This is a genomic window from Paractinoplanes pyxinae, from assembly GCF_026626335.1.
GTDB classification, from domain to species: Bacteria; Actinomycetota; Actinomycetes; order Mycobacteriales; family Micromonosporaceae; genus Actinoplanes; species Actinoplanes pyxinae.
Genome location: NZ_JAPNTZ010000008.1, coordinates 87387 through 113441 on the forward strand (window position 1 = coordinate 87387; position 26055 = coordinate 113441).

General features: G+C 70.6%; 32 protein-coding genes. 12 read left to right on the forward strand and 20 right to left on the reverse strand.

The window, feature by feature from the left end:
* Nucleotides 1–35: 35 nt before the first annotated feature.
* The gene (locus OWR29_RS23135) at nt 36–371 is read left to right on the forward strand and encodes a nuclear transport factor 2 family protein (protein ID WP_267565255.1); all 336 of its coding nucleotides are present in this window, start codon (nt 36–38) and stop codon (nt 369–371) included.
* Nucleotides 372–374: 3 nt separating this feature from the next.
* Here the strand turns inward: OWR29_RS23135 and OWR29_RS23140 are convergent, their stop codons facing one another.
* From OWR29_RS23140 to OWR29_RS23190, 11 genes are all read right to left on the reverse strand, one after another.
* A complete protein-coding gene (locus tag OWR29_RS23140; protein ID WP_267565256.1) occupies nt 375–932 on the reverse strand; it encodes a DUF1349 domain-containing protein in 558 nt (185 codons plus the stop codon).
* A gap of 18 nt (nt 933–950) precedes the next feature.
* Nucleotides 951–1238, reverse strand: coding sequence for a barstar family protein (locus tag OWR29_RS23145; RefSeq protein WP_267565257.1), 288 nt, complete (start codon nt 1236–1238; stop codon nt 951–953).
* Between the two features lie 335 nt (nt 1239–1573).
* Nucleotides 1574–2890, reverse strand: a complete 1317-nt coding sequence (locus OWR29_RS23150; protein ID WP_267565259.1) for a nitrate/nitrite transporter — start codon at nt 2888–2890, stop codon at nt 1574–1576.
* On the reverse strand, nt 2887–3189 hold the full coding sequence (locus tag OWR29_RS23155; protein ID WP_267565260.1) for a Rieske (2Fe-2S) protein: 303 nt from the start codon (nt 3187–3189) through the stop codon (nt 2887–2889). The genes OWR29_RS23150 and OWR29_RS23155 overlap by 4 nt, the downstream gene beginning before the upstream one ends.
* On the reverse strand, nt 3186–5642 hold the full coding sequence (nirB, locus tag OWR29_RS23160) for a nitrite reductase large subunit NirB (RefSeq protein ID WP_267565261.1): 2457 nt from the start codon (nt 5640–5642) through the stop codon (nt 3186–3188). Before nirB ends, OWR29_RS23155 begins: the two co-directional genes overlap by 4 nt.
* A complete protein-coding gene (locus OWR29_RS23165; RefSeq protein ID WP_267565262.1) occupies nt 5642–5989 on the reverse strand; it encodes a molybdopterin oxidoreductase in 348 nt (115 codons plus the stop codon). The genes nirB and OWR29_RS23165 overlap by 1 nt, the downstream gene beginning before the upstream one ends.
* 21 nt (nt 5990–6010) lie before the next feature.
* Nucleotides 6011–8059: a molybdopterin oxidoreductase family protein gene (locus tag OWR29_RS23170; RefSeq protein ID WP_267565263.1), complete on the reverse strand. Its 2049-nt coding sequence runs from the start codon at nt 8057–8059 to the stop codon at nt 6011–6013.
* 68 nt (nt 8060–8127) lie between these two features.
* Nucleotides 8128–8898, reverse strand: a complete 771-nt coding sequence (locus tag OWR29_RS23175) for a sirohydrochlorin chelatase (RefSeq protein WP_267565264.1) — start codon at nt 8896–8898, stop codon at nt 8128–8130.
* A 25-nt stretch (nt 8899–8923) separates the two neighbouring features.
* Nucleotides 8924–10027: a uroporphyrinogen-III synthase gene (locus tag OWR29_RS23180; RefSeq protein WP_267565265.1), complete on the reverse strand. Its 1104-nt coding sequence runs from the start codon at nt 10025–10027 to the stop codon at nt 8924–8926.
* Nucleotides 10028–10099: 72 nt separating this feature from the next.
* A complete protein-coding gene (locus tag OWR29_RS23185) occupies nt 10100–10297 on the reverse strand; it encodes a hypothetical protein (RefSeq protein WP_267565266.1) in 198 nt (65 codons plus the stop codon).
* Nucleotides 10298–10483 carry a hypothetical protein gene (locus OWR29_RS23190; protein ID WP_267565267.1) on the reverse strand — a complete coding sequence of 62 codons (186 nt, stop codon included), beginning with the start codon at nt 10481–10483 and terminating at the stop codon, nt 10298–10300.
* A 245-nt stretch (nt 10484–10728) separates the two neighbouring features.
* Between OWR29_RS23190 and OWR29_RS23195 the strand changes: the two genes are divergently transcribed.
* Nucleotides 10729–11205: a GyrI-like domain-containing protein gene (locus OWR29_RS23195; RefSeq protein ID WP_267565268.1), complete on the forward strand. Its 477-nt coding sequence runs from the start codon at nt 10729–10731 to the stop codon at nt 11203–11205.
* Here the strand turns inward: OWR29_RS23195 and OWR29_RS23200 are convergent.
* Nucleotides 11173–12075, reverse strand: coding sequence for an AurF N-oxygenase family protein (locus OWR29_RS23200; protein WP_267565269.1), 903 nt, complete (start codon nt 12073–12075; stop codon nt 11173–11175). The two genes, OWR29_RS23195 and OWR29_RS23200, sit on opposite strands and share 33 nt — an antisense overlap.
* A gap of 54 nt (nt 12076–12129) precedes the next feature.
* On the opposite strand from OWR29_RS23200, the gene OWR29_RS23205 reads away from it, so the two are divergent.
* Genes OWR29_RS23205 through OWR29_RS23225 form a run of 5 tightly spaced genes read left to right on the forward strand, consistent with a single transcriptional unit; the run spans nt 12130 to nt 16210 of the window.
* On the forward strand, nt 12130–12816 hold the full coding sequence (locus OWR29_RS23205) for a TetR/AcrR family transcriptional regulator (protein ID WP_267565271.1): 687 nt from the start codon (nt 12130–12132) through the stop codon (nt 12814–12816).
* Nucleotides 12806–13087, forward strand: a complete 282-nt coding sequence (locus OWR29_RS23210) for a DUF4873 domain-containing protein (RefSeq protein WP_267565272.1) — start codon at nt 12806–12808, stop codon at nt 13085–13087. The genes OWR29_RS23205 and OWR29_RS23210 overlap by 11 nt, the downstream gene beginning before the upstream one ends.
* Nucleotides 13084–14517, forward strand: coding sequence for a flavin-containing monooxygenase (locus OWR29_RS23215; RefSeq protein WP_267565274.1), 1434 nt, complete (start codon nt 13084–13086; stop codon nt 14515–14517). The genes OWR29_RS23210 and OWR29_RS23215 overlap by 4 nt, the downstream gene beginning before the upstream one ends.
* Nucleotides 14514–15344 (forward strand): SDR family NAD(P)-dependent oxidoreductase, encoded by an 831-nt coding sequence (locus OWR29_RS23220; RefSeq protein ID WP_267565276.1) that lies wholly within the window; start codon nt 14514–14516, stop codon nt 15342–15344. Before OWR29_RS23215 ends, OWR29_RS23220 begins: the two co-directional genes overlap by 4 nt.
* Complete coding sequence (locus tag OWR29_RS23225) at nt 15341–16210, forward strand: alpha/beta fold hydrolase (protein ID WP_267565277.1); 870 nt, start codon at nt 15341–15343, stop codon at nt 16208–16210. Before OWR29_RS23220 ends, OWR29_RS23225 begins: the two co-directional genes overlap by 4 nt.
* Here OWR29_RS23225 and OWR29_RS23230 read toward each other — a convergent pair.
* Both OWR29_RS23230 and OWR29_RS23235 read right to left on the reverse strand, forming a co-directional pair.
* Entirely contained in the window at nt 16146–16502 is a 357-nt protein-coding gene (locus tag OWR29_RS23230) for a cupin domain-containing protein (protein WP_267565279.1), read from the reverse strand. The genes OWR29_RS23225 and OWR29_RS23230 overlap by 65 nt on opposite strands.
* 9 nt (nt 16503–16511) lie before the next feature.
* Nucleotides 16512–17345 carry an alpha/beta fold hydrolase gene (locus OWR29_RS23235; RefSeq protein WP_267565280.1) on the reverse strand — a complete coding sequence of 278 codons (834 nt, stop codon included), beginning with the start codon at nt 17343–17345 and terminating at the stop codon, nt 16512–16514.
* Nucleotides 17346–17437: 92 nt separating this feature from the next.
* Between OWR29_RS23235 and OWR29_RS23240 the strand changes: the two genes are divergently transcribed.
* Nucleotides 17438–18007, forward strand: a complete 570-nt coding sequence (locus tag OWR29_RS23240) for a mycothiol transferase (protein ID WP_267565281.1) — start codon at nt 17438–17440, stop codon at nt 18005–18007.
* A gap of 13 nt (nt 18008–18020) precedes the next feature.
* Here OWR29_RS23240 and OWR29_RS23245 read toward each other — a convergent pair whose 3' ends face one another.
* Complete coding sequence (locus tag OWR29_RS23245) at nt 18021–18530, reverse strand: hypothetical protein (RefSeq protein WP_267565282.1); 510 nt, start codon at nt 18528–18530, stop codon at nt 18021–18023.
* 70 nt (nt 18531–18600) lie between these two features.
* Nucleotides 18601–18888, reverse strand: a complete 288-nt coding sequence (locus OWR29_RS23250) for a DUF1905 domain-containing protein (protein WP_267565283.1) — start codon at nt 18886–18888, stop codon at nt 18601–18603.
* 129 nt (nt 18889–19017) lie between these two features.
* Here OWR29_RS23250 and OWR29_RS23255 point away from each other — a divergent pair, with 129 nt between their 5' ends.
* Nucleotides 19018–19617: a TetR family transcriptional regulator C-terminal domain-containing protein gene (locus tag OWR29_RS23255; RefSeq protein WP_267565284.1), complete on the forward strand. Its 600-nt coding sequence runs from the start codon at nt 19018–19020 to the stop codon at nt 19615–19617.
* On the opposite strand, the gene OWR29_RS23260 is transcribed toward OWR29_RS23255, so the two are convergent.
* Complete coding sequence (locus OWR29_RS23260; protein WP_267565286.1) at nt 19614–20012, reverse strand: VOC family protein; 399 nt, start codon at nt 20010–20012, stop codon at nt 19614–19616. The genes OWR29_RS23255 and OWR29_RS23260 overlap by 4 nt on opposite strands.
* A gap of 98 nt (nt 20013–20110) precedes the next feature.
* Here OWR29_RS23260 and OWR29_RS23265 point away from each other — a divergent pair, with 98 nt between their 5' ends.
* On the forward strand, nt 20111–21124 hold the full coding sequence (locus OWR29_RS23265) for a glutamate-cysteine ligase family protein (RefSeq protein ID WP_267565287.1): 1014 nt from the start codon (nt 20111–20113) through the stop codon (nt 21122–21124).
* Here OWR29_RS23265 and OWR29_RS23270 read toward each other — a convergent pair.
* Both OWR29_RS23270 and OWR29_RS23275 read right to left on the reverse strand, forming a co-directional pair.
* Entirely contained in the window at nt 21105–21542 is a 438-nt protein-coding gene (locus OWR29_RS23270; protein WP_267565288.1) for a CBS domain-containing protein, read from the reverse strand. The two genes, OWR29_RS23265 and OWR29_RS23270, sit on opposite strands and share 20 nt — an antisense overlap.
* 88 nt (nt 21543–21630) lie before the next feature.
* A complete protein-coding gene (locus OWR29_RS23275) occupies nt 21631–22194 on the reverse strand; it encodes a TetR/AcrR family transcriptional regulator (protein WP_267565289.1) in 564 nt (187 codons plus the stop codon).
* An 85-nt stretch (nt 22195–22279) separates the two neighbouring features.
* On the opposite strand from OWR29_RS23275, the gene OWR29_RS23280 reads away from it, so the two are divergent.
* On the forward strand, nt 22280–24463 hold the full coding sequence (locus OWR29_RS23280) for a glycoside hydrolase family 3 C-terminal domain-containing protein (RefSeq protein WP_267565290.1): 2184 nt from the start codon (nt 22280–22282) through the stop codon (nt 24461–24463).
* Nucleotides 24464–24469: 6 nt separating this feature from the next.
* Here the strand turns inward: OWR29_RS23280 and OWR29_RS23285 are convergent, their stop codons facing one another.
* A complete protein-coding gene (locus OWR29_RS23285; RefSeq protein WP_267565291.1) occupies nt 24470–24988 on the reverse strand; it encodes a CGNR zinc finger domain-containing protein in 519 nt (172 codons plus the stop codon).
* A 49-nt stretch (nt 24989–25037) separates the two neighbouring features.
* Here OWR29_RS23285 and OWR29_RS23290 point away from each other — a divergent pair, with 49 nt between their 5' ends.
* Nucleotides 25038–25802, forward strand: a complete 765-nt coding sequence (locus tag OWR29_RS23290; protein ID WP_267565292.1) for a TSUP family transporter — start codon at nt 25038–25040, stop codon at nt 25800–25802.
* The last annotated feature ends 253 nt before the right edge of the window (nt 25803–26055 follow it).

The window sequence follows — 26055 nt, forward strand, 5'->3', positions numbered from 1 at the left end:
GTCACATCCGCCGGAGCCGAACGGTCTCTAGGGGCATGACCGACGACAACCTCAGCAAGATGAACGACCTCGACTTCCGCGCCTGGAACAAGGCCGACTGGAACGGCCTGTTCACCGACCTCCACACCGACGACGTGGTCGTCTACTTCCAGGGCAAACCCTCCACCACCGGGCTGACCGACCACATCGACGCCATGAAGGCCCTTGTCGAAGCGAACGGCGGCCAACCGGCCCAGCTGAAGTCCCACCCCGTAACCTTCGGCGCCGGCGACTGGACCTGCGTAGTCGGCGAATTCGAGAACGGCAGCCGCATGGTGACCGTGGCCAAATGGCGCGACGGCGCCATCGCCGAGGAACACATCTGGCTGTGACCGCTATTCGAGGCCTTCCCGCGGAATCGGTTCACCGACCCGGAAGCCGCGAAAGCTGACCTCGAGCCCCGCCCGCTCCGGCGAGCAGCACATGACGCCCACGTCGACCGTCTCCGGCAGATCCAGATGCCCCAGCCGCACCAGCTGCCACGAACCGTCTTCGGCTCCCCGGTGCACGCACACCGCCGAGCCGAAGCGGGTCAGCCGCAGGGCCAGCTCACCCCCGTAGTCCGGCACCGGCACCACCGACAGGTCGGACTGGCCGCGCGTGACCACAGTGCTCAACTGAACAGCGCCGGAGGTGACCTCGAGCCCGGTCTTCAGCCAGGTGCGCTCGCCGGCCCGCAGCATCAGCCCGGCCTGGTCGAACAACGCCGCATGCCCCGCCGACACCACCACCTCGGCCGTGAAGTCCCCACGCACCGCCCGGTGGTAGAAGTGCCCGTTGTCGGTGACGTACCCGTAGAACGTCTCCCGCCAGAAGTCCGTCTTGAGCCCGGTGACCACCCGGACCACGCCGTCCTCATCCGACCACTGCGGCGGTTCGTTGAGCCACAACATCGCGCCAGTTTAGGACCGTCACGCCGAGACTTCGTAGGTGAAATGGTCGGTCCAGGTCCGGGCGGCATCCCACTCGGCCGCTTCCCGCAGAACCCGGTCGATCCGCTCGAACGCCGCGGCGCCCATGGCCGCCCGACTCGCCTCGGCCGATGCCCACACCAGATGCACCGGCCGAGGCACATCGGTGGTCAGCCTGTCCCACAACGCGGCGAGGTTGTGCCCGTAATAGGGACCGAAGTCGAGGAGCGCCGCCAGCCGCCGGTGAAAGTCGGCTTCGGAGCGGATCTCGTTGCCGTCCAGCTGCACTCGCACAACCGAACGATAGCCAAGGTCGGCAGCTGGAGCTGCGCACTCGCCGCGCCCGGCACGTTGATGAGCAGCCGTCCGAACGGAGGGTCAGGGTCGTCGGCCAGCGGGGCGGCGACCCGCCGGACCTCGAGCGAGATGTCCCGCTCGCCCAGCGCGCGCATCGCCCCGGTCAGCGCGCGCCCGTAGAACGGCTTGGCGCTCATCGCATCCGGATCCGGGTCGCCGTAGGCGCCGTTCATCGCCCGTGACGCGGCCGCTTGCGAGACGCCGGCGGCCCGCGCCACGTCGGCCGGCGTGGGCCGCTGTTCCATCATGATCCAGAAATATCGGGATCAGACGCGGGTCGTGGCCGGCCGGAGGTAGACGGCCCACGTGACCAGGACGCACAGGGCGTAGAAGGCGATGAACCCCAGGTAAGCCGCGTCCGCCTCCTTGGTGGTCAGGAAGGACTGGCGGAAGGCCAGGTTCACCAGCACGCCGCCGAATGCGCCGATCGCGCCTGCGATGCCGATGACCGCGCCGGACAAGCGGCGGGCCTCGTGGTCGTCGCCGGGGTGCTTGCGCTTGAAGATGGCCGGGATCATCTTGTACGTCGAGCCGTTGCCGACGCCGCTGAAGACGAACAGGGCGATGAACCCGACGATGTACAGGGGCAGCGACCGCATCTGGGCGGCCAGCAGCACGATCGACGCGCCGACGGCCATGGCGATGAAGTTGTAGAACGTGACTCGCGCGCCGCCGAGGCGGTCGGCCAGGGCTCCGCCGACCGGGCGGATCAGCGAGCCCAGCAGCGGCCCCAGGAACGTCAGGTACGCCGCCTTGACGGGGGTGCTGAACACGTCGGCGAACTGGACCTGCAGCACCTGGCCGAAGGCGAACCCGAAGCCGATGAACGAGCCGAAGGTGCCGATGTAGAGCATCGACATCACCCACGTGTGCGGCTCCCGCACGGCGTCGCGCATGCCGTGCTTCTCGTTGCGCGCCTGCGTCAGGTTGTCCATGTACAGCGCCGAGCCCAGCGCCGCCAGCACGATCAACGGGATGTAGATGCCGGCCACGATCCCGGGGTGCCCGGCGCCAAACACGGCCAGCACGAACAGCCCGACCAGTTGCACCGCGGCCACGCCCAGGTTGCCGCCGCCCGCGTTGATGCCGAGCGCCCACCCCTTGAGCCGGTCCGGGTAGTACGCGTTGATGTTGGTCATCGACGAGGCGAAGTTGCCGCCGCCCACGCCGGCCACGGCCGCGATGATCAGCAGGGTCGAGAAGTCGACGCCGGGCCGGATCAGGAAGGCCGCGAGGACGGCCGGCACGAGCAGCAACGAAGCGCTGAACACGGTCCAGTTGCGGCCGCCGAACCGGGCCACGGCGAAGCTGTACGGGATCCGGAGCGCCGCCCCGACCAGAGTCGGCACGGCGGTCAGCAGGAACTTGCCGGCCGGGTCAATGCCGTACTCGGGCCCGAGAAAGAGAACAAGCACCGACCACAGTGACCAGACCGAGAAGCCGATGTGTTCCGACGTGATCGAGAAGATGAGGTTGCGCCGGGCGATGGCCGCGCCGGTCCGCTCCCAGAACGAGCGGTCCTCGGGCCGCCAGTCGTCGATCCACTGACCCTTCAACGAGGGCGCGGGCAGAGTCGCAGTCATGAGAGGTCCCCCAGAAGGATCTTGCCGTCGGCCACCCCGACGGGATAGACGGTCAGGTCGGGCTGCCCGCTGAGCGAGCAACCGGTGGTCAGGTCCCAGGCGTTGAGGTGCAGCGGGCACAGCACCTGCTTGAGGTCGATCTGGCCGTCGGCCAGGGGGCCGCCCTTGTGCGGGCAGACGGCCTGAGTCGCGCGGAAGGAGCCGTCCCGCAGCCGGAAGACGGCGACCATCTCCCCGTCGACGGCGAACGTGCGGCCCTCGCCGGGCGGTATCTCGTCGGCGTACCCGATGGCCCTCATGCGCGCACCGGGACCTGTGGCAGAACGGTGAGCGGCAGCGACGTACGGAATTGGCCGGGTGTTGCCGGTTGTTCGCGGTCCTTCCACGGATCGCGATAGGCGGCGACCGATGCGTCCATCGCGGCGTCAAGTGAAGAGGCGATCCCGTCGGCGTCGTCGACGACAATTTCCCGTACGCGCTCGATCCCGATCCGCGGCACGAACGCGTACGTCCGCTCGAGCCAGTTCGCGTTCTCGCGGTAGTACTGCAGGAACCGCCCGGTCAGCGTGATGACTTCCTCGGGCGTCTCCACCGTCGTCAGCAGATCGCCCTTGCGGATGTGGGCGCCGGCCGCGCCGCCCACATAGATCTCCCACTTGCCGCCGTCGATGGCGACAACCCCCAGGTCTTTGACGTACGCCTCGGCACAGTTCCGCGGGCAGCCAGTGACCGCGAGCTTCATCTTCCCGGGGCCCTCGATGCCCTGATACCGCTCCTCGAGCGCGATCCCGAGGGCCGTCGAGTCGCCCACGCCGAACCGGCAGAAGTCCGAGCCCACACACGTCTTCACCGTGCGGAAACTCTTGCCGTACGCGTAACCGGATGGCATATCCAAATCGGCCCACACCTCGGGCAGCTTCTCTTTGGGGATGCCGAGCAGGTCGATGCGCTGTCCGCCGGTGAGCTTGACCATCGGCACTTCGTGTTTCTCGGCCACCTCGGCGATCCGCCGCAACTGGGCCGGGGTGGTGACGCCACCCTTCATCTGCGGCACCACCGAGAACGTGCCGTCACGCTGGATGTTGGCGTGCACACGGTCGTTGATGAACCGGGCGTCCCGCTCGTCGACGTACTCGCCGCCCCACATCATCTTGAGCAGCGACGCGAGGCCCATCTTGCTTTTCGCGTCCTCCTCGCCGCCGAGTTTGGCGAACACGGACGACACGGACTTCAACGAGTGCAAACGGATAGCCTCTATCAGTTCCGGCTTGGGCATCGGAATGCCCGGCACGTAGTACGAAGCGGCCGGATCCTCCTCGACCTCGCCACCCGCGGCCCATTCGACGATCCGTTGCACGAGCGGCTTGCAGGTGCCGCAGCCCTTGCCGGCCCGGGTCTTGTCCATGACCCCGGTGACCGTCTTGCAGCCGCCCTGCACGACCCCGCAGATCGCGCCCTTGCTGACCCCGTTGCAGTTGCAGACCTGCTCGTCGTCGGCCATCTCGTCGACCTTGACCTCGCCGGCCGGTCCGCCCAGATCGAACATCAGCTCGGCCCGCTCCTCGGGCAGCGCCAGCCCGCGGTCGAAGGCCTGCATGAGGAACGCGACCTTCTTGACGTCGCCCACCATCGTGGCGCCCACGAGACGCCCGTCGCGGATGATGACGTTCTTGTAGATGCCCTTCTTCGGCTCGGTGAACGTGAGCGACTCGTCGTCCTCGTGTTCCGGCGCCTTCAGGCCCATGGCCGCCACGTCGACCCCGGCCACCTTGAGCTTGGTCGCGACCTGCGAGCCGTGGTACTCGGCGAACGGGTTCACGCCGGTGAGGTGGTCGGCCAGCACCTTGGCCTGATCCCACAACGGCGCCACCAGGCCGTAGACCTCGCCGCGGTGCTGGGCGCACTCCCCCACGGCATAGATGTCGTCCTCGTCGAGGCAGCGCATCTGGTCGTCGACGACGATGCCGCGCTCCACCGCCAGGCCGCTGGCCGCCGCCATCTCGGCGTTGGCCCGGATACCGGCCGCCACTACAACGACGTCGCACGGGATGATCCGCCCGTCGTCGAGCTTCACGCCGGTGACCGCGTTCTTTCCGAGAATTTCCGTCGTACGGCCGTCGACCACCACCTCGATGCCGAGCTTCGCCTCGATCGTGGCCCGCAGCGTCTCGCCCGCCACCTCGTTGAGCTGAGCGTTCATGAGATGGCCGGCGGCGTGGATCAGCGTGACGTGGGGCAGGTGATTCTGCAGGCCCCGTGCCGCCTCCAGCCCGAGCAAGCCGCCCCCGATCACGACGGCCCGCTGGTGCTCCCGCGCGTACCGGATCATCGCCCGCGTGTCGTCGAGCGTGCGGAAGGCGAAAACCCCTTGGTGGTAGCCGCGTCCGGGACGGTGGATGCCGGGAATCGGTGGCACGAAGGCGCGGCTGCCGGTGGCGATGATGAGCTTGTCGTACGGCGTTTCCGTGCCGTCCTCGGCGTACACGCGCTTGGCGAACCGGTCGATGCGCTCGATGCGGGTGCCCGTGTGCAGCGTGATGCCGTTGTCGGCGTACCAGGAAAGGTCGTTGAGGAAGATGCCGGACTCGTCCTCCACGCCCGCGAGGACGTTGGACAGCATGATCCGGTTGTAGTTGCCGTACGGCTCGTCGCCGAACATGGTGATGTCGAAGTCGCCGCCGCGGGCGAGAATCTCTTCCACCGTACGGGCCCCGGCCATGCCGTTGCCGATGACGACCAGGCGCGTCCGCATCAGATCTCCACCAGCCCGAGGTCGACGACCAGGGTGCCCGGGACGCCGGCCGGCGCGGCCAGCCACAGCTCCACGGTCGTGCCCGCGGTCAGGTCCTCGACCACGCGCAGCGGCACGTGCACGTTGCCCTTGGCCCCGATCGGGAAGTACCGCATCGGGCTGCCGTCACGCATCAGCACCACGCTGACGAGTTCGGCCGCCGCATTGCCGCCGCGGAAATAGACGGCCTGCGCGGTGATGCCGCTGGGCACCACGTAGGACAGCGCCGGATCGATCGGCGCGGGCCGGTCGAGACCCTTGCGCTCGAAAGGGAAGACACCTTGCAGGAATCGTGGCGTGGAATGCACCGCTGTTCGGTTCCTTTCACTTCACGGGATCAGACGGGTGATGGCGACCGCGCACGCCTTGAAGGCGGGCATCCGCGAATGCGGGTCGAGGGCCGGATTGGTGAGCGCGTTCGCGCCCGGCCAGTGGAACGGGGCGAAGACGGTGTCCGGGCGGATCCCGTCGGAGAGCCGGGCCCGCAGCACCGCGGCGCCGCGGCGGCTGCGCAGCTCGACCAGGTCGCCGTCGGCTATGCCGTGGCGGCGGGCCAGGTCGGGGTGGATCTCGGCGCGGGGCTCGGGCAGCGCCACGTTGAGCGCCTTCACCCGCCGGGTCTGGTTGCCGCTCTGGTAGTGCTGCATGTTGCGGCCGGTCGTCAGCACGTACGGGAATTGCTTGTCGGGCATTTCGGCCGGGTCCCGGTGCTGGACGGCGATCAGGCGCGCCCGGCCGTCTTTCGTCGGGAAGGAATCGGCGAACAGGCGGGGCGTGCCCGGGTGGTCCTCGCTGGGGCACGGCCAGAAGACGCCGTCCTCGCGCTCGATGCGCTCGTAGGTGATGCCGGCGTAATCGGCGATGCCGCCCGCGCTGGCCCGGCGCAGTTCGTCGAAGACCGCGCGCGGATCGCTCTCGAAATCCCGGCTGAGGCGGCCCGACAACTCGGCGAGCATTTCCAGATCGGATTTGACGTCGGGCGGCGGTGGCAACGCGCGCTTGCGGCGCAGGACGCGGCCCTCGAGGTTGGTCATCGTGCCCTCCTCCTCGGCCCACTGGGCGACCGGGAGGACGACATCGGCGAGTTCGGCGGTCTCGGACCGGAAGATGTCGGAGACGACGAGAAAATCGAGGGCTTCCAGCTTGCTGCGCACGTGGTTGCTGTGCGGGGCGCTGACGACGATATTGCTGGCCAGCACCATCAGCACCCGCAGGCTGTCGTCGGTGAGCATTTCGTACGCCGACTTGCCCGGCCCCGGCAGGTCGTCGGGATCGATTCCCCACACCGCGGCGACGTGTTTCCGGGCCGCCGGGTCGTCGAGTTTCCGGTAACCCGGAAGCTGATCGGCCTTCTGCCCGTGCTCGCGTCCACCCTGCCCATTGCCCTGACCGGTGATGGTCCCGTACCCGGAGAAGGGTCTGCCGACCAAGCCGAGCGCCAGGGCCAGATTCAGGTACGCCTGCGCGGTATCGGTGCCGTTGCTGTGCTGCTCGGCGCCGCGCGCGGTCAGAATCATCGCCGGCCCCTGGGTGGCGAGCAGGCGCACGGTTTCCCGCAGGCGGTTCTCCGGTACGCCGGTCATGCGCTCGACCCGCTCGGGCCAGTACGCATTGGTGGCCGCCTTCACCGCCTCGAACCCGGTGGTCCGCGCCTCGAGGTAGTCGCGGTCGACATACCCCTCACGAATCGCGATGTGCAGCATTCCGTTGGCCAGCGCCAGATCGGTGCCCGGCAACGGCTGCAGGTGGAGATAGGCACCCGCCGCGGTATTCGTACGCCGCGGGTCGACGACGATGTGGCGGGCCCCGTGCTCCCGCCCCGCGTCCAGATATTGCATGCTCGGCGGCATCGCGTCGGCCGGATTCGCGCCGACCAGAAGAACGGTCTTGGCCTGCGCGATGTCCTCGAGCGGGAACGGCAGCCCGCGGTCGATCCCCAACGACCGGTTGGCCGCGGTGGCCGCGCTCGACATGCAGAACCGGCCGTTGTAGTCGATCGAAGAACTGCGCAACACGACCCGTACGAACTTGCCGAGCGCGTACGCCTTCTCGTTGGTCAGCCCGCCCCCGCCGAAAGCGCCGACACTGTTCCGCCCGTACTTCTGCTGCGCGGTGGTGATGGCCGCGGCAATGCGGTCCAGGGCCTCGTCCCAGGTGGCCTCGCGCAGCGGGCTGCTCCGGTCGCCTTTCCGGACGAGCGGGGTGAGCAACCGATCCCGGTGATCGAGCAGGTCGGCCGCGGTGAAGCCCTTGGCGCACAGCCCGCCCTTGTTGACCGGGAAATCACGCGGTTCCAGCCGCACCCGCGGAATCTCCGGGGTGAGCGTCATGCCGCACTGCAGCGCGCAGTAGGGGCAATGCGTATCGGTCGCCGTCACACCCCGAATACTCGGGCCCGTATGTTTAGCGCCGAGTCCTCAGCCGTTGCCGCGGCGTACAGAAATCCCTACAAGCGCCCGTCCGCCGTTGTGAGAAGCGCGGCCTCGTACCGCCGAAGCACCAGGTCAGTGACGGCCGGGTCGAGACAGAGCGGCGGGGTGATGTCATCGGCGCCGGATTGCCGGAGGCCGCGGTAGAACAGCCCGTCAGCCAGGAAGTAGGCGGCAATGGCGACGCGCCGGGCACCCTGCGCGCGGAGCTCGGCGACGACTTCCGGCACCCGAGGGCCCGGCCCCGACACATAGCCGACCCGAACCCCTGTGGATAACTCGGCTCGGATGGATCGGCGCTGAGTAGGATTGTCCCCACCACCAACCCCAACCCCGGGCGGGCGGGGGAGGCGGTGGCTCACCGGCGAATCGATCTTCAGGCTGCCGGCCAAGCGGACGGCCAGGCGCTCGACGTCGGCGCGCCAGGCCGGATCGGAGGAGCCGGCGGCGGCCAGCACCACGGCGTCGGCGGGCGGCAGGTGGCGCAGCATGCTGTCGAGCAGCACGTCGTCCGGGCCGAGCGGCTTCGTCACCAGAATGGGTGCACCGGCCACGGCTTCGGCTATGTCGACGCGTACGTGATAACCGGCCGACAACAGCAGCGGAACGACCACCGCGTCGGGCACCAGGCGGGCGACCTCGGCGATCTTCGGTTCCTGCACGTCCACATAGCTGAGGCGGACGTCCAGGCCGGGGCGGCGAGCGGCCACCCTCGCCACCAGGTCACGGATCTGGGCCTGACCGGCCGGACTGCGGGTGCCGTGGGCGACGGCGATCAAAGCGGGCATGCGAACGCCTTCCAACAGAGCGAGGTCAGGCGGCGGGTTCGTCCAGACGAAGGCGGTAGCCGCGCTTGATGACGGTTTCGATGTGGCGGCCGGAGCCGAGCGCGGTGCGCAGCCGGGCCACGGCCACGTCGACCGCATGCCCGTCGTTGCCGCGCGGCAACGCGGCGATCAGCTGATCCTTCGAGACGACGACGCCGGGGCGGGCGGCCAGCGACGTCAGGATGGCCATGGCGGCCGGCGCAAGCGAGTGCGGCACCCCGTCGATCAGGACGGCGTGTCCGCGCAGCTCCAGCGTCGACCCGGCCACGTTCAGCTTGACCGAGCGGCGCGGCAACTCGTCGGTCAGCGTCTTGATCAGCGCGCCCAGCCGATAGCGCTCCGGCATCACGACCGGGATGCCCCTTTCCGCGAGCGGCGCCGCGGTCACCGGCCCGACGCAGGCCACCAGGGTTTCGCGGCCGAACCTTTCCAGTACGGCGGACTGCCCCTCACCCGCCACCCGGAGGAACGCCTTGACGGCCGGCGCGCTCGTGAAGGTCACCGCGTCGATCTGCCCGGCCGCGATCTGCTCGGTCAGACGCCGTACGGGCCCGAGGTCGGCCGGAAGCACCCACCGGTACACCGGCACCTCCACCACGGCGGCCCCCGCCCCGCGCAGGGCGTCCACGAACTCCGTCTGCGGCTCACCGTGCTCCTGCACCACGATCCGCTGCCCGGCGACTCCCTCGGCGAGCAGCCGCTGCAGGATCTCGTCGGTCGACTCCGTCTTGGCCGCCCACTCCTCGCTGAGCCCGGCCGCGCGGATCGCCCCGCACGGCTTCGGCCCACGCGCGATGATCCGGGCCCGGCCGAGCACTTCGCGCAGCCGTTCGGCCATGCCCCAGCCCTCGGCCGCCTCGAGCCAGCCTCGGAAGCCGAAGCCGGTTGTCGCCACGACCAGATCGGGAGCGAGCCCGATGCAGGCCGCGGTGGCCGCGTGCAGCGCCTCGTCGTCGGCCAGCGGCACGATGCTGATGGCCGAGGCGGTGACGACCCGGGCGCCGCGCCGGGTGAGCAGCGCGGCCATCTCGTCGCGCCGCCTCTCCGCGGTCACGGCCACGGTGAAGCCGGTCAGTGCGCCCTCAGTCATGCCGTCAGGTTTGCGAAGCCCAGTTACCGCGATGTCGTCAACGTGTTTCGGGGGCAATAAGCCGGGTTCACCTCAGCGCGGGAAGTCCCCGTCCGACTCGTCCTGAATGCGACGTACGGCGGCGAGCAGGTGGAACACTTCGATCCGCCCGTCCAGGAACCCCATCCGGTAGTCGGCGCCGGTCGCCGGGTGTCCCGCGCGCACCGGGTCGCGATGCCCGGCTATGCCGTCCGACCGCCCGGTGACGTACGCGTAGATCTCGTCGTCCATTCAGCGCTTGCCGTCCATCGCCTTGCGGATGGCCGCGATCAGATCGGCCTCGAACGCCTCGAGCTCGCCGTCGGCCAGCCCCACGCGATAGTCGGCGTCCTGGCCGCGCTCGCGGTCGCGGCGCCCGGCCACCCCGTCGGCCCGCCCCTCGTCGTAGGCCCGCAGGGCGAAGTCAGCGTTGTCCAACTATTCCTCCTCGAACGCTTCAGCCGCGCGTTCGAGCGCAGACACCACGACCCAATCTCACACGGCGGTCCGACCTTTTCCACCCCCCGATCCGGCCCGCCGAAAACCCTAAAGTCCAAGGTCAAGAGCGCGATCAGACAGAATCAGTTCCGCACCTTCACGCAAAGTGATCAAAAAATTTCCGTACGTCATGACTTGTGCCCGAAAGGTACGCTGCCGCGGTGGAAATACTCGAAGGTCCGGCCGTGGAAGCCAAGCCCGAGCGCCACACCGCCGGCATCCGCGTGGTCACCCCGTTCCGCGGCATGTTCGCCGTCCGGGACCAGCTGATGGACGAGCTTTACACCTGGCTCGACGCTCGCGGTCTGACCTACGGCCCGACGTTCTTCCGCCTGCACGTGGTGGCCATGGAAGCCGACATGGACATCGAGGTCGGCGTGGTCCTGGACAAGCCCGTCGACGGCGACACCCGAGTCATTCGCGGCATTCTCCCCGCCGGCGATTACGCATTCCTCAAATACGTCAACCACGGCCGCCGAGCCAACGGAACCCTCATCGACTGGATCCGCGCGCAAAACCTGCCGATGGACGTCGTCGAAAACCCCGCCGGCGACCGTTTCGCCTGCCGCTACGAGGCCTATCTGACCGATCCGCGTTCCGAGCGCATGAAAACCAAATGGCAGATCGAACTAGCGATCCGCCTGCAGGGGCAGCAGGCCTGAGCGGTTCCACAATGCCCGGCCCGGGCCGCCGATGAGATCCAGACCGCTCAGGTACGCGACCACGCGCTCGCCCGACCAGCGGAGCGTCTGCTGGAAGTGGGGGTTGGCGCGGGCGGCGGCCCGCCCCTCGGCCGGGGTCAAGCCGATCGACCGGTAGACGGCCGGATGGATCAGGCGCGTCCCGCACAGGTAGGCGGCCCGGGCGATCACCACCTTGTCGAACGCCAGCCGCCGGCGGCTCGCCGCTCGCACCTGGCGGGCCAGTTCTTCGCGGGCGTACCGCACGTGCCGGGCCTCCTCGACGACGTGGATGCGCGACACCATGCGGACGAGCGGTTGCACCTGGTCGTCGGCCATGGCCTCGCGTTGCAGCGTGTCGAGGATTTCCTCGCAGATCAGGATGGCGGCGAACATGCGGGGGCCGGTGGCCGTGGCGCCGATCCACTGGCCCAGGAACTGGTTCACGCCGTCGGGGCGGTAGACGGGCGTGCCCAGGGTGGCGATCATCCGGCCGAACATCACCGAGTGGCGGCACTCGTCGGCCACCTCGGTCAGGCCGTACTGGGCGTGGGCGGCCGTCGGGTCCTGCCGGTAGTAGGCCCGGATCAGCAGCTGCATGAGGATCGTCTCGAACCAGATGCCCAGGCCGGCGATGCTGGCCACCTCGTGCCGGGTCAGCGTGATGCGCTGCTCCTCGGTCAGCCGCTCCCAGATCGGCGTTCCGAAAAGCGAGGACCGGTGCGGCGGTACGAAGTACCGGCCCGGCACCATCGGGGCGTCCCAGTCGATCTCCACCGCCGGCTCGTACGAGTGCTCGGCCGAGGAGCGCAGGAGCCGGTCGGCGGTGCGGTCGCGATCAGTCAGAGACATGAAACGGCCTCCCAAGGCTTGACGTTACCCGGGGTAACAGTTACTTCTAGTACTGTGAACTCGGAGGAGACACCGGTCAATACCGACGGGCGCCGAGGCCGCTGGGCGGGCCATCGTGAGCAGCGCCGGGCCGAGCTCACCGAGGCCGCCATCGACGCCATCCGGCGGCTCGGGCCCGAGGTCGGCATGGACGCCATCGCCGCCCACGCCGGGGTCAGCAAGCCGGTGCTCTACCGCTACTTCGCCGACAAGTCGGAGCTGTGGCTCGCCGTCGGCCGGCGCTCCGGAACCCTGGTCCTCGACGCGATCGTCCCGGCCGTGGCCGCCGTACGGGAAGAACGCGAAGCCGTCCGCGCGGCCGTCGACGCCTATCTGGCCCACATCGCGGCCGACACCAACCTGTACCAGTTCGTCGTGCACCAGCCCGAGATCGCCCGGCATCGCGACGTGGTCGCCGACGTCGTCGACACCGTGGCCAGCGGCCTGGCCCGCATCTTCGGCGACCGGCTGCGGGCGCGGGGGCTCGACTCGGGCGCCGCGCTGCCCTGGGCGTACGGCGTGGTCGGTTACGTGCAGTCGGTCGGTGACTGGTGGCTGCGGCAGCAGCAGCCGATCAGCCGCGAAGCGCTCGCCGACTACCTGACGACTTTCCTGTGGAGCGGGGTATCCGGCATCCGCCACGCCGCCGACGTGCCGGGCGGTCTGGCGGCCTATCGGGAGGAGACCAGCGGTGGACGATGACGAGGAGTACCGCGGGCCCGCGGTGCTGACGATCGGCGACGTCGGCCATCCGGTCGAGGTGCGGCTGTCGGCCCGCTTCGAGCCGGTCGAGGGCCGGTTCCGCTGGGCCGGCCGCACCGGTCCCGACGACCTTCTTCGCGAGCGCGTGTCGGCCGGGTTGCGCGAGGCGTCGCTGACCATCGGCAAGACCATCGAGGTACGTCTGAGCGAGCCCGACCCGTGGGGCGGAGTGCGGCTTACGGGGACGGGCACACCGCCCTGGTTCGCATGAGCGACCACTTCGACGTGCTCATCATCGGCGCCGGCCTGTCCGGGATCGGCGCCGCGTGGCGGCTGCGCGAGGCGTTCCCGGCCAAGACGTACGCCGTCCTGGAAGCCCGCGAAGCGATCGGCGGCACCTGGGACCTGTTCCGCTATCCCGGCGTCCGCTCCGATTCGGACATGTTCACGCTGAGCTATCCCTTCCGCCCGTGGACCGACACGCAGTCACTGGCCTCCGGTGACAAGATCCGGGCGTACATCCAGGAGACCGCGGACGAGGCCGGTATCACCCGCCACATCCGGTTCGGGGCGAAGGTGGCCTCGGCCGACTGGTCGTCGCGGGAGTCGCGCTGGACCGTGCGGCTGGCCGACGGGACGACGCTGACGTGCGGCTTTCTGTACGCGTGCACGGGCTATTACTCGTACGACGCGGGCTACCAGCCCGATTTTCCGGGTCTCGAATCGTACGCCGGGCAGTTGATCCACCCGCAGTTCTGGCCGGCCGACCTGGACTACCGGGGCAAGCGGGTGGTGGTGATCGGCAGCGGCGCGACCGCGGTGACGCTGGTGCCGGCGATGGCGCCCGAGGCGGCCCACGTAACGATGCTGCAGCGCTCCCCGACGTACCTCACCTCGCTCCCCCGCCGCGACGTGGTTGCCGACGCGCTGCGCCGGGTGCTGCCGGCCAAACCGGCCAACGCGCTCGCCCGGGCCAAGAACATTCTGCTCACCCAGGGCTTCTACCAACTGGCCCGGCGGCGGCCCCAGCGCGTGCGCAAGGTGCTGCGGACCATGGCGGTACGCGGGCTCGGTGACGAAGCGTATGTCGACGAGCATTTCAAGCCGCGATACGACCCCTGGGACCAGCGACTGTGCGTGATCCCCGGCGGTGACTTGTACGAGGAGATCCGGGCCGGCCGCGCGTCGGTCGTCACCGACCGGATCGAGTCGTTCGTCCCCTCGGGCATCCGCCTGGCCTCCGGGAAGGTGCTGGAGGCGGATATCGTCATCTCGGCCACCGGCCTGAAGCTGCTGCCCATCGGCGGCGTGGACGTCTCGGTCGACGGCGAGCCGGTCAAGATCGGCGAGCGGGCGGCCTACCGCGGCCTGATGCTCAGCGGCGTGCCGAACCTGGCCTACTGCATCGGGTACGTCAACGCGTCCTGGACGCTGCGGGCCGACCTGTCCCATCGCTACGTCATGCGGCTGCTGCGGCACATGGACCGGCACGGGCTCGCTGTCGCCACGCCGACCAGCCCGGGTGGCACCGGCCGCCCGCTGCTCGATCTTTCTTCCGGGTACGTGCAACGGGCGCTCGATCTCTTCCCGCGTCAGGGCGAGCGGGCCCCGTGGATCGTCCGCCAGAACTACCTGCGGGACGTGATCACCACGCCGCGGGCCGATGTCACCCGCGACATGACCTTCCAGGAGGCCTCATGACCCCGTACCGGTTCGCCGGGCGCACCGCCGTCCTGACCGGCGCCGCCAGCGGCATGGGCGAGCAGCTGGCGTACGGCCTGGCCCGGCGCGGCAGCCATCTGGTGCTCGTCGACATCTCGCCCCTGGACGACGTCGCCGCCCGCATCCGTGAGGCGCACCCGGCGCTGCGGGTCGAGACCATCAAGGCCGACCTGAGCGACCGCGACCAGGTGAAGGCCGTGACCGAGCAGGTGCTGGCCGACAATCCCGCGCTCGGGCTGCTGATCAACAACGCCGGCATCGCCCTGGGCGGCCGCTTCGACCAGGTCACGGTCGAGGAGTTCGAGACCGTGATGAACGTGAACTTCCGCGCCCCGATGCTGCTGACCCACGCGCTGCTACCCGCGCTGACCGCCGCGCCGGGCAGCCACCTTGTCAACATGTCCAGCCTGTTCGGTCTGATTGCCCCGTACGGTCAAAGCGCCTACGCCGCAAGCAAGTTCGCGCTGCGCGGGCTGAGCCAGGTGCTGCGGGCCGAGCTCGCCGAGAACGGGGTCGGCGTGACGACGGTCCACCCCGGCGGCATCCGGACGGCCATCGCCACCAGCGCCCGCATCGGCAGCAAGGTGCCGGCCGACCGAATCGCCCCGCAGCTGCGCTCGTTCGACGCGCTGCTCACCTACCCGGCCGACAAGGCGGCCACCGAAATCCTCGACGCCGTGACCCGCCGCAAGGCGCGCCTGCTGATCGCGTCCAGCGCCAAGCTGCCCGACCTGCTGGCCCGCGTCGCGCCCGTCGGTCACACGAAGCTGATGGAGTTGCTGACCCGCCGCCTGGGCGCCAAGTGACCTGGATCGACGTGCGGGGCGCCCGCATCCGGTACGAGGCGAGCGGTCCCGCCGACGCCCCGCCGGTGGTCATGCTGCACGGCATCGGGCGCAGCCTCGAGGACTGGGAGCCGCAGCGTCCCCTGCTCGACGCCGACCACCGCGTCATCACCCTGGACATGCCCGGGTTCGGCCTGTCCCAGCGTCTGCCGGCGAGGACGACGCTGAGCTCCCTGGCCGACGGCGTGTGGGCCACACTGGACGAACTGGGCGAGGCTCGACCCGTACACCTGATGGGAAACTCGCTCGGCGGCGCCGTCGCCATGCGGATGACGGCCGATCAGCCCGCCCGCGTCCGCACGCTCACCCTGGCCAACAGCGCCGGCTTCGGCAAAGAGGTGACGCTCGCCCTGCGCCTGCTGGCCGTCCCGTTCCTGGGCCGCTCGCTGCTGGGCCGCATCGACCCCCGAGCCGCCCGCCGCGTCGAGCGCTCGCTGTTCTTCGAGCGGGCCCACGTCACCGAGGAGCGCATCGCGCTGGCCGTCACCATCGGCAAGCAGCCCGACTTCGCGCCCGTCTACCTCGAGATCGCGAAGGCCCTGGGCGGCCTGCGCGGCATAGCGGCTCCCTGGCGCGCCGAGTTGCTGTCCCGCCTCGCCGAGAATCCCAAGCCCACTCTGCTCGTCTGGGGCGACCACGACCTGATCCTCCCGGCCACCCACCTCGAAGCGGCCCGCGCCGCCTTCCCGCACGCCGAGTCCCACCTGTTCCCCGACACCGGCCACATGCCCCAGCTGGAACGCCCGGCCGAGTTCGCCGCCCTCACCCGCCCGCTGCTGGCTGCCGCAGAGGCTCGAGCCCTTCCATCTCCAGCACCACAAGAGTGAGATCCTCAATCGCGCGGGTCGTGTGGTCCTCCCCCGCGCGCCACAGGACGGCCTGCCCGGCCACCACCGGCTGCCACTCGCCGTCACCCGACCGCACCGACCCGCTACCCGCGGAAACCAGCATCACCTGGTTCACCGGCGCCGGATGCCGCCCGATCTCACCGCCCGCGGCCACCCGCAGCACGGTCACCGCCAGCTCATCGCCCCGCACCACCGCCTTCGCGGTCAAACCCTTACTGCCGTACGCCTCGATCGCCCGGCCGGTAGCAGGCCCGTAGTCCAGAATCTCCACGCGGGCACCCTAGCCAGCAACAGCTCGGGCCGTGGCCTCGTGGAAGAGCATGGTGACGTGGTTGGCCGGGATGCGTTCGGCGGTCAGGCGCGGGAGCTGGGCGCGGCCCGCTTCGAGGGCGCGGTCGGTGATGAACGGGCGGGTGGAGTCGTCGCCGTCGTGTTCGGCCAGGATGACGTGCACCGGGACGTCGAGCGCGGCCAGCAGCGGGAGCGTGGGGTCGCCGGTCAGCGTGTCCACGGCATCGTCGATCAGGCGGGCGCTGTCCACGCGCGGGCGGCCCGACTCGTCGAGCAGGTAGGACGCCCACTGCAGCAGGCGGGGGCGCAGGTCGGGGCGGCGGGCGAGGGCGCGACCCTCGACCTGGTCGACGAACGTGCCGCCGTCGGGGAAGGCTTTGCCGAGCGGACGGGTGATCATCTTCCATTGGGCGCGCACCACGAGCGGGCGCAGGGTCCACCGCGGCTCGGGCAGGACGCCTCCGTCGAGCATCACCATTGCCCGTACGCGGGAACCGAGCTTTTCGGCGACCAGGGGCGCGAGATAGCCGCCCATCGAGTGCCCCACCAGCACCACCTCGTCGAGCCCGCCCTCGTCGGCCACCCGCACGACCTCGGCCGCGTGCCCGGCCAGCCCCGGCCCGGCCTGGGTGGTCAGCGAGCCGCCCCGCCCCGGCAGATCCGGCGCGACCACGCGGGTGCCCGGCATCGCCTCGGCCAGCGCCCGCCACACCTCGGACGTGTTGGTGAGCCCGTGCAGCGCCAGCACGGCCGGGCCGCTCGCGCCGGAGTTCCAGTCGGCGCAGGTGAGTCCGGCGATGTCGCGCCGTTCGTGCTCAGTCACGCGGCGACCCTACTGCCCGCGCGCTCGCCCGGCCCGCCGGGAGGGCCGATTACCGGAAGCCGACCGTCCGGAATGGTGCCTATGGTGAGGTCATGACCGACATTCCGTGGGAGCCGCCGCTGGCCGGCACCGAGACCGAGCACCTGCTGGGCGCGCTCGACCGCATGCGCACGACGTTCCGGTGGAAGGCCGACGGCCTCGACGCGGCCGCGCTGAACGCCAAGGTCGGCCAGTCCTCGCTCACGCTCGGCGGACTGCTCAAGCACCTGGCCCTGATCGAGGACCACACGATGGCCGCCAAGATCCTTGGCGTTCCCCTGACCGGCTGGGACGACCTCGACCCCAACGACGACGACGCCGAGTTCACCTCGGCCGCCGGCGACGAACCCGAGGCCCTGTACGCGCGATACGACGACGCCGTGGCCCGGTTCCGCACGAACCTGGCGGCCGCGCTGGCCGACGGAGGCTTGGACCGCCCGTCCGCCGCCGTCTGGCCCGACGGCTCCACCTTCAGCCTGCGCCGCGTCCTGTTCGACCACCTGGAGGAGTACGGCCGCCACTGCGGTCAGGCCGACATCCTGCGCGACGCCATCGACGGCCGCGCCGGCGAGGACCCGCCCGCCGACTGGCGTCCCACCTCAGGCCACTACACGTTCCGCTGAGCCCGCAATCCGGTCACGACCAGTAAGGGGGCGGGTAGCCACCCAGCGATTTGGATTTCGGGCCGAGCACATAAGCGGGTCCCCGATCCAGCCCGCACTGGTCGGGCTCGTCCTTGAACACCTCGTCCGGGCTGACCGACGGAGGTGACGCGGGAGCTTCGGCCGACCACGCGTTACCGATCCGGCCCGTGTCCGGCGAGCGTTCGCGGCCGGACCGCGAGTCTCGTCCGGCTCGGGCCGACGTAGCAATCTGCTCCATGCTGACAACCGCCGCTGACCCTGCGCCGGAAACTGCGTTTCCACGCGCCGGTCGGTTGCCGGCCCCGTCGGCGACATGGACCGCCTTGGCCACCGATAGAGCACCGGCGGATTTCGCCGGCGGCGACGAGACACCCGAGACTGCCGGGAGCGGCACGGAAGGAATCGGCGTGCGGCGCCGCTCGGGCGTCGGCTCGGAGGAGCCGGACGCGTTCGCACGATCGCCGGTCCGGTCCTGGTCGAATACGTCCTCCGCGTGCGCCATGATTCATCGTCGCTCACGCCCGTCCGGGCCGCCACTCCGATTAACCAGGTGGCACAGCGTGGCGCCGTGGTCAGGCGTCGACCGTCAGGCTCACGGTCACGGTGTCGCCGATCTCCAGGTTCTCGCCGCGGCGCACGGCGGTCTTGATCGGGACGATGTAGCGGCCGTCCTTGGGCCACAGCGAGGTCGTCCAGTCCGTGCGGCCGATCCGGGCGGTCACCGGAATCATCCCCCAGCCATAGCTGACCAGTGACGACGCCGACTCGATGGCCGCGCACTGCTCGTCGGGCACGGTGACGAAGTGCCACGGGGCGGGGCCCCGCCAGAACCAGATCTCCCCCGTGAACCGCAAATCCATGGGCACACCTTAGTGCGCTCCCGCTCGCCACCCAGCGCCAGAAATCGGTCGTGTAAGCACGCGTGGTTGGGGTAACCGGCGCGTCGCCGCGGAAGGCAGGGCCGCGGTGTGACAGAAGCGAGGAAGCGGTTGCCCAAGATTGTTGACCACGACCAACGGCGCGTCGAGATCGTCGAGGCGTTCCTCTCCGTAGTGGGAAGGGACGGGCCGTCCGCGGCCAGCAGCCGTGCTATAGCGGCGGAACTGGGTGTCGGGGCGGGTGCGCTCTGGCACTACTTCGACAGCCTGGACGCGGTGGTGGCCGCGGCGTGCCGGCAGGTGCTCGAACGGACCGACGCCCGGATCGTGGCCGCGACCGAGGGCCGGCGCGGGCTGGCCGCGGTCGACGCGACGCTGCGCGAGATCCTCCCGCTGGCCAAGCAGACGCGGGACGAGGCGCAGGTGGTGGTCGGCTTCTGGGGGCGGCTGGCCGTGGACCGGCAGATCGCCACCGGGCAGGCCGACGCGCTGGACATGTGGGGCGACCGGGTGGGCCGGCACCTCGCCGAGGCGGTCGACGACGGCGAGCTCGTCCGGTCGGTGCCGGTCGACTGCCTGGCCGAGGTGCTGCTGTCGATCGCCGTGGGCCAGCAGGTGCACGCCGTCCTCGACGCCGAGCGCGGCGACCCGCAGCGCCAGCTCGCGCTGGTCCAGCACTGCCTGAAGCCGTGGCGGACGGGCCCGGCCTAGGCGACGAAGATGCAGAACGGGTGCCCGGCGGGGTCGGCGTAGACGCGCAGCGGCTCTTCCGTGTCGTCGCTGCGGTCGTACAGCAGCTTCGCCCCCAGCCCGAGCGCCCGTTCGTGCTGCACGTCGAGCTCGGCCGCGGACGGCACGGTCGTGTCCAGGTGCAGCTGCTGGCGCACCGGCCCGTCCGGCCACGTGACCGTGGGCAGCTCGTCGACCTCTTGGAAGGCGAGCGCCCGGCTGCCGTCGGGCCGCAGCAGCACCAGCCAGCCCTCGCCGTTCTCGACCTCGTCGCCGGGCCGGTAGTGCAGCCCGAACATCTGGCGGTAGAACTCGGCCAGACCGCGCACGTCTTCCGCGTCGAGCACCGGTTGGAGGATCGTCGGGTATCCGCTCATCCCGACAGCCAACCATGAACGGCCAATACCTATCATGCAGATAGGAATGCTATGGTGTGGCGTTTCCGCCGGACCGCTACCCCTCAGCGAGGCGCCGCGTGACCACACCGACCGAGCAGGCCGCCGCCCTTCTTCTTGCCGAGCACGCCTTCGCGCCGGCCACGCCCGGCTTCGTCGGGGCCGAGGTCGACCTGCCGCTGGGCGCGCCCGGATTGCCAACCGCCCTGCTCACTGCGTTGGCCCTGCGCCCGGTGCTGCGGCACGGCTTCCTCACCGCGTCGTCGCCCCGGATGGCCGTCGTCAGCGGGCCACCCTCCCCCGGGCTCGAGGCCTGCCTGTCCCGGATGGCCGACGATCTGGCCAGCCCTCTGCCGCTGCTGGGCGCCGCTTCCGCGCCGCAAGGCAACGGCGAGGGCGGCGTACGGGTGTCGCTCGAGGCCGGACTCGACGGGGGCGGGCCGCTCGGGCTGAGCCGGCGCTGGGCCCTGGCCAACACGCTCGCCCCGGTGCTCGCGGCCGCCTTCGCCAACTCACCCCTGCTCGACGGCCAGCCGGCCGGGTGGCGCAGCACCCGCCAGTCCCGCCACCGGAACCACCCGGTGCTGCTGCCCGTCGCCGATCCGCGTGCCGCCTGGGCCGCGTACGTCCTGGGCTCGGACGGCCCGTTCCGGCAGGCCGCCCGGCCGCGGTTGAGCGACCTCGTGCGGCACGTCGACGCCCTGCGACCGCCGGTGGCCGCGCGCGGGCACCTCGAGATCGACGTGGCCGACCGGCAGCCCGGCGACGGCTGGCGGGTCGTGGTCGCGGTGACGTCGGTGCTGCTCGACGACCCGCGGGCGGCCGCGGCGGCCGAAGAGATCACCGCGCCGCTGGCCGCCGAGCCCCGGTTGTGGGAAAGGGCGGCCCGCGACGCGCTCACCGACCCCGTGCTGGCCGCCGCCGCGCGGGCGTGCTTCGTCGAGGCGTACGGCGCCCTGGCCCGGCACGGCGTGCCGCGTGACCTGCGGGACGCCGTCGCCGAGTTCACCGAGCGCTTCGTCATGCGGGGCCGATGCCCGGCCGACGACGTGCTCGACGCCCGTACGCGGGAAATCAGGCCCGTTCCCCGGTGATGTACTCCTCGAGGCTGCTGCGCTCGTGCTCGAGCTCGTCGATGCGGAACTTGACCACGTCGCCGATGCTGACCACGCCGCGCAGCGACCCCTCCTCGATGACCGGCACGTGACGGAACCGGCGCTCGGTCATCAGGCGCTCCACCTCGTCGAGCACAGCGTCGCGGGTCACCGAGCGCACATCGCTGGTCTGGATGGCGGCCACCGGTTCGGTCAGCACGGTCGCGCCGCGGGCGGCCAGCGCCCGGACGATGTCGCGCTCACTGACGATGCCCTCGACCCGGTCGCCGTCCCGGCTGACGATCACCGCGCCGATCTTGTGCTCGGCCAGGACGGCCAGGAGCTCCGTCACGTCCGCCTCGGGTGACACCGTCACCACTTTTTCGCCCTTGACCCGGAGAATGTCGCTGATCCGCATGGTCGCCCACTCCCGTCCGCTGGGGTAACCCGCGGACCTCGCAACGCCGCGGGGCATACGCCTAGATGCCGCTATTGCGGACGCGATGTCAAGAGGTGGGGAACAGCCGCGCCGAGGCTTGCTCCCATTCCGACACCAGGTCGACCGTTTCGGGGTACCGCAGCCACTGCAGCTGCAGCCCGTCCATGAGCGCGACGATCTGCCGGGCCAGGGCGCCCGGGTCGTCCGACTCGCCGGCCGCCAGCTCGCTCAGCATCTCGACCGTGTGCTTCTGACGCTCGCTGAAGTATTTGTGGGCCGGGTGGTCGGGGGTCAGCGACTCGGCCTCGAGCACGGCGAACAGCCGGACGATCTCGGGCTGGGCCGCGTTGCGCCGCACCAGGGCCGCGCACGTCTCGCGCAGGGTGCCCGGCGCCTGCTCGTCGACCGCGCGCATGTCCTCCTCGTCGCGGTGGTCGAGCACCGCGACCAGCAGGCCGTCCTTGGAGCCGACGTGGTGCAGCAGGCCCGGCACGGTCAGGCCGCAGCCGTCGGCGACGTCCTGCATGGACAGGCCCCAGAAGCCGCGCTCGGCGATCAGCCGGGTGGTGACCTCGACGATCTGCCGGCGGCGTTCGGCGGCGGGCAGCCGCGCACGGTCTCGCCGATACATGTCACTCACCCCTTGTTCGCCACACAGCGTAGAGGTTATGTTACAGCGAAGTTATTACCTACTAGGTACTCAGTAAGGACTGATCGTGGAGCTGACCGACCAGGCCGCCCTCACCAGTGGCAGCGCCTTCTGGAAGACGACCGCCGCCGGTGACGTCCCGGCGATCACGCTCACCGACGGCCCGCACGGCGTCCGGCTGCAGAGCGACGCCGGCGACATGCTGGCCGGCCGCCCGGCCACCTGCTTCCCGCCCGCCGTGGCCTCCGGCTCGACCTGGGATCCGGCCCTGCTGCACCGCATGGGCGAGGCGCTGGGCGACGAGTGCCGCGCCATGGACGTGCAGGTACTGCTCGGCCCCGGCATCAACCTCAAGCGCACCCCGCTCGGCGGCCGCAACTTCGAGTACTTCAGCGAGGACCCCGTCCTCTCCGGCGTCCTGGCCACCGAGTGGGTGCGCGGCCTGCAGAGCAAGGGCGTCGGCGCCTCGCTCAAGCACTTCGCGGTCAACAACCAGGAGACCGACCGCATGACGGTCAGCGCCGACGTCGACGAGCGCACGCTGCGCGAAATGTACCTGCGCGCCTTCCAGCGGGTCGTCACCCAGGCCCAGCCGTGGACGGTCATGTGCGCCTACAACAAGGTCAACGGCGTGTACGCGTCGCAGCACCACTGGCTGCTGACCGAGGTGCTGCGCGACGAGTGGGGCTTCGAGGGCATCGTGGTCAGCGACTGGGGTGCGGTGGTCGACCGGGTGGCCGCCCTCGCCGCCGGGCTCGAGCTGACGATGCCCGGGCCCGACGACGCCGGCGACGCTCTGGTGGCTTCCGCCGTCCGGGACGGGAAGCTGCCGGCTGAGGTGCTCGAGGCGGCCGTGGCCCGCATCCGCGCGCTGGTCGACAAGGCCGTGAAGACCACCGGCACGTACGACGCCGAGGCGCACCACGCGCTGGCCCGCGAGATCGCCGCCCGCGCCATCGTGCTGCTCAAGAACGACGACGAGATCCTTCCCCTGCGTACGGAGGGCCAGTCCCTCGCCGTCCTCGGTGAATTCGCCCGTACGCCGCGCTACCAGGGCGGCGGCAGCTCGCAGATCACCCCGACCCGGCTCGACGACGCGCTGGCCGAGATCACCGCCGTCACCACCGCCCCGGTGCGGTTCGCCCCCGGCTACCGCACCGACAACGACGCCGCCGACGAGACGCTGATCGCCGAGGCCGTCGCGCTGGCCGAGGGCAGCGACGTGGCGGTCGTCTTCGTGGGCACGACGCGAGAGACCGAGGGCGCCGACCGGGCCGACCTCGACCTGCCCGCGTCGCACCTCGCCCTGATCGAGCGGGTGGTCGCGGCCAACCCGCGTACGGTCGTCGTCCTCAACAACGGCGCCGTGGTCCGCACCTCCCCGTGGGACGCGTCGGTGCCCGGCCTGGTCGAGGCGTGGCTGCTGGGCCAGGCCGGCGGCAGCGCCATCGCCGACGTCCTGTTCGGCCGGGTCAACCCGTCGGGCCGGCTGGCCGAGACGATCCCGCTGAAGCTGGCCGACCACCCGTCCTACCTGGACTTCCCGGGCGAGGCCGGGCACGTGCGCTACGGCGAGGGCCTGCACGTGGGCTACCGCGGCTTCGACGCCCGCGAGCAGGCGGTGTCCTACCCGTTCGGCTTCGGCCTGTCCTACACCACGTTCACGTACGGCGAGGCCAGCGCGATCGCCGGCGCTGACAGCGTCGAGGTAACCGTCCCAGTGACGAATTCGGGCGCCCGCGACGGACGCGAGATCGTCCAGGTGTACGTGTCCAAGCCCGGCTCCCGGGTGCGGCGTGCCCCGCGCGAGCTGAAGGGCTTCGCCGCCGTCGACATCGCGGCCGGCGCCACCGGGACGGTAACGGTGACGATCCCCCGCGACGACCTGGCCTACTGGGACGTTCGCCTGGGCCGCTGGGTCGTCGAGGAGGGCGAGTACGCGTTCGCCGTCGGCGCTTCGTCGCGCGACCTGCGCACCACGGCCACCGTCGCGGTGACCGGCTCCCCCGATTCCCGTTGGCCGCTGGCCGCCGACTCGACGGTCTCGGAGTGGATGGCCGACCCGCGCGGCGCCGCGCTGCTGCGCGAGGCGTTCGCCGCCGCCCCGGACAGTCCCCTGGTGGCCGCGGCCGGCGGCGAGGGCGAGTTCGAGCTGCTGGGCGGCATGCCGCTCGACCGGCTGGCCCTGTTCCCGGGCAGCCCGTTCAGCCCCGAGACGGTCGCCGAGCTGGTCAAGCAGGCCAACGCCTGAGCCCGGTCACCGGGCGCGGGCCCGGTGGCGCCGGACGGCCGAGCGGTTGGCGCAGGCCGGGGAGCAGTACGTCTGCTTCCCGGTCCGGCTGAAGTCGGCGTAGGGGCGGCCGCAGCCGTCGGCGGCGCACCGGCCCAGGCGGTGCATGCCCCGGCCGGCCAGGTGCAGGGCCGTGCCGACGCTGATCAGCGTGCGCAGGATCGAGGCGAGCGGCTGGTCGGGGTCGCGGTAGTGGATGTGCCAGCCGTTCTCGGCGTGGTCGGTCAGCCGGGGGTAGGCCGACGCGAGCCGTAGCAGGTCGTTGAGGCGCCGGGCCCGCTCGGCGGGCACGGTGGCGTCGATCACGGTGAGCCATTCGGCCAGGAACTCGGCGGTCGCCTCCCTGTCCCAGGAGGTCACCGGCAGCTCGATGACCAGGTCGTATTCGAGGCAGCGGGCAACGAGCCCGTCGTCGGTGGCCGGTGGGTCGGTCACCAGGGAGAGGGCGAGCCGCACCGCATCCTCGCCGTAAGGGTTGAGATGCATAAAGCCATTACAGCAGGATGATCCCCGACTGAGAAGGGGACATCCGGACGTGGAATGGCAATACATCATCTTGCTTCTGGCCGTGGCCGCCGCGGCGGGCTGGGTCGACGCGGTGGTCGGCGGCGGCGGGCTGGTGCTCGTGCCGGCGCTCATGCTCGGCCTGCCCGGCCTGCCGCCGGTGACGGCGCTCGGCACCAACAAAGTGGCCAGCATCTGCGGCACGACCTCGGCCGCCATCACGTACGCCCGGCGTACGAAGATCGACTGGCGGATAGCCGGCCCGGCCGCCGCCCTGGCGGTCGCCTGCTCGGCCGTCGGCGCCTTGACGGCCTCACACATCCCGGCCGAGTACTTCCGCCCGGCCGTCATGGTGCTGCTTCTGCTGGTGCTGGCCTTCGTCGTCGCCCGCCCCAACTTCGGCGTGGTGGTGGCCGAGCCGTCCCGCACATGGCGCCGCCGCCTGGCCGCCGTCCTGCTGGCCGGCACGCTGATCGCCTTCTACGACGGCGTCTTCGGCCCCGGCACCGGCACCTTCCTGATCATCGCCTTCACCGCGCTGCTCAACCTGGACTTCGTCTCCAGTTCGGCCACCGCGAAAATTCTGAACGTCGGCACCAACCTCGGTGCCCTGCTGGTTTTCGCGGCCGGCGGCCATGTGCTGTGGAAGCTCGGCCTGGCCATGGCCGTCTGCAACATCCTGGGCGCCCGCTTCGGCGCCCGCACCGCCCTCAAACGCGGCGCCGGCTTCGTCCGCGTGGTCCTGGTCGTCGTGGTGCTCGCCATGGTCGGCCGCCTGGCCTCGCTCTACCTGTGACCCCGGGCCCGGTTCAGGCGAGGTGGCCGAGACGCGCCCGGCACGCCGGCCACTCGGCGGCGACGATCCAGGCGTACGCGATCGCCTTCGAGAACAGGAATGGACAGGGAACGCGGGAACGGCACGGCGAATCCTCCTTCACCATTTCTCATGCCGGCTGGCGCAGGAGCCCCATCCGCCACGGCGATCGCCGCCCGTTGATCCTGAGCGTCAATACATTTCCGATACGTGCCGCTTTGCCGAGAATGTTTCG

What these genes read in the sequence shown, in the direction of transcription:
- OWR29_RS23135 (WP_267565255.1), top strand. Translation starts at nt 36, where the DNA reads ATGACCGACGACAACCTCAGCAAGATGAACGACCTCGACTTCCGCGCC.
- OWR29_RS23140 (WP_267565256.1), bottom strand. Translation starts at nt 932, where the DNA reads ATGTTGTGGCTCAACGAACCGCCGCAGTGGTCGGATGAGGACGGCGTG.
- OWR29_RS23150 (WP_267565259.1), bottom strand. Translation starts at nt 2,890, where the DNA reads ATGACTGCGACTCTGCCCGCGCCCTCGTTGAAGGGTCAGTGGATCGAC.
- OWR29_RS23155 (WP_267565260.1), bottom strand. Translation starts at nt 3,189, where the DNA reads ATGAGGGCCATCGGGTACGCCGACGAGATACCGCCCGGCGAGGGCCGC.
- nirB (WP_267565261.1), bottom strand. Translation starts at nt 5,642, where the DNA reads ATGCGGACGCGCCTGGTCGTCATCGGCAACGGCATGGCCGGGGCCCGT.
- OWR29_RS23175 (WP_267565264.1), bottom strand. Translation starts at nt 8,898, where the DNA reads ATGCCCGCTTTGATCGCCGTCGCCCACGGCACCCGCAGTCCGGCCGGT.
- OWR29_RS23180 (WP_267565265.1), bottom strand. Translation starts at nt 10,027, where the DNA reads ATGACTGAGGGCGCACTGACCGGCTTCACCGTGGCCGTGACCGCGGAG.
- OWR29_RS23185 (WP_267565266.1), bottom strand. Translation starts at nt 10,297, where the DNA reads ATGGACGACGAGATCTACGCGTACGTCACCGGGCGGTCGGACGGCATA.
- OWR29_RS23200 (WP_267565269.1), bottom strand. Translation starts at nt 12,075, where the DNA reads ATGTCTCTGACTGATCGCGACCGCACCGCCGACCGGCTCCTGCGCTCC.
- OWR29_RS23215 (WP_267565274.1), top strand. Translation starts at nt 13,084, where the DNA reads ATGAGCGACCACTTCGACGTGCTCATCATCGGCGCCGGCCTGTCCGGG.
- OWR29_RS23220 (WP_267565276.1), top strand. Translation starts at nt 14,514, where the DNA reads ATGACCCCGTACCGGTTCGCCGGGCGCACCGCCGTCCTGACCGGCGCC.
- OWR29_RS23240 (WP_267565281.1), top strand. Translation starts at nt 17,438, where the DNA reads ATGACCGACATTCCGTGGGAGCCGCCGCTGGCCGGCACCGAGACCGAG.
- OWR29_RS23245 (WP_267565282.1), bottom strand. Translation starts at nt 18,530, where the DNA reads ATGGCGCACGCGGAGGACGTATTCGACCAGGACCGGACCGGCGATCGT.
- OWR29_RS23250 (WP_267565283.1), bottom strand. Translation starts at nt 18,888, where the DNA reads ATGGATTTGCGGTTCACGGGGGAGATCTGGTTCTGGCGGGGCCCCGCC.
- OWR29_RS23260 (WP_267565286.1), bottom strand. Translation starts at nt 20,012, where the DNA reads ATGAGCGGATACCCGACGATCCTCCAACCGGTGCTCGACGCGGAAGAC.
- OWR29_RS23270 (WP_267565288.1), bottom strand. Translation starts at nt 21,542, where the DNA reads ATGCGGATCAGCGACATTCTCCGGGTCAAGGGCGAAAAAGTGGTGACG.
- OWR29_RS23275 (WP_267565289.1), bottom strand. Translation starts at nt 22,194, where the DNA reads ATGTATCGGCGAGACCGTGCGCGGCTGCCCGCCGCCGAACGCCGCCGG.
- OWR29_RS23285 (WP_267565291.1), bottom strand. Translation starts at nt 24,988, where the DNA reads ATGCATCTCAACCCTTACGGCGAGGATGCGGTGCGGCTCGCCCTCTCC.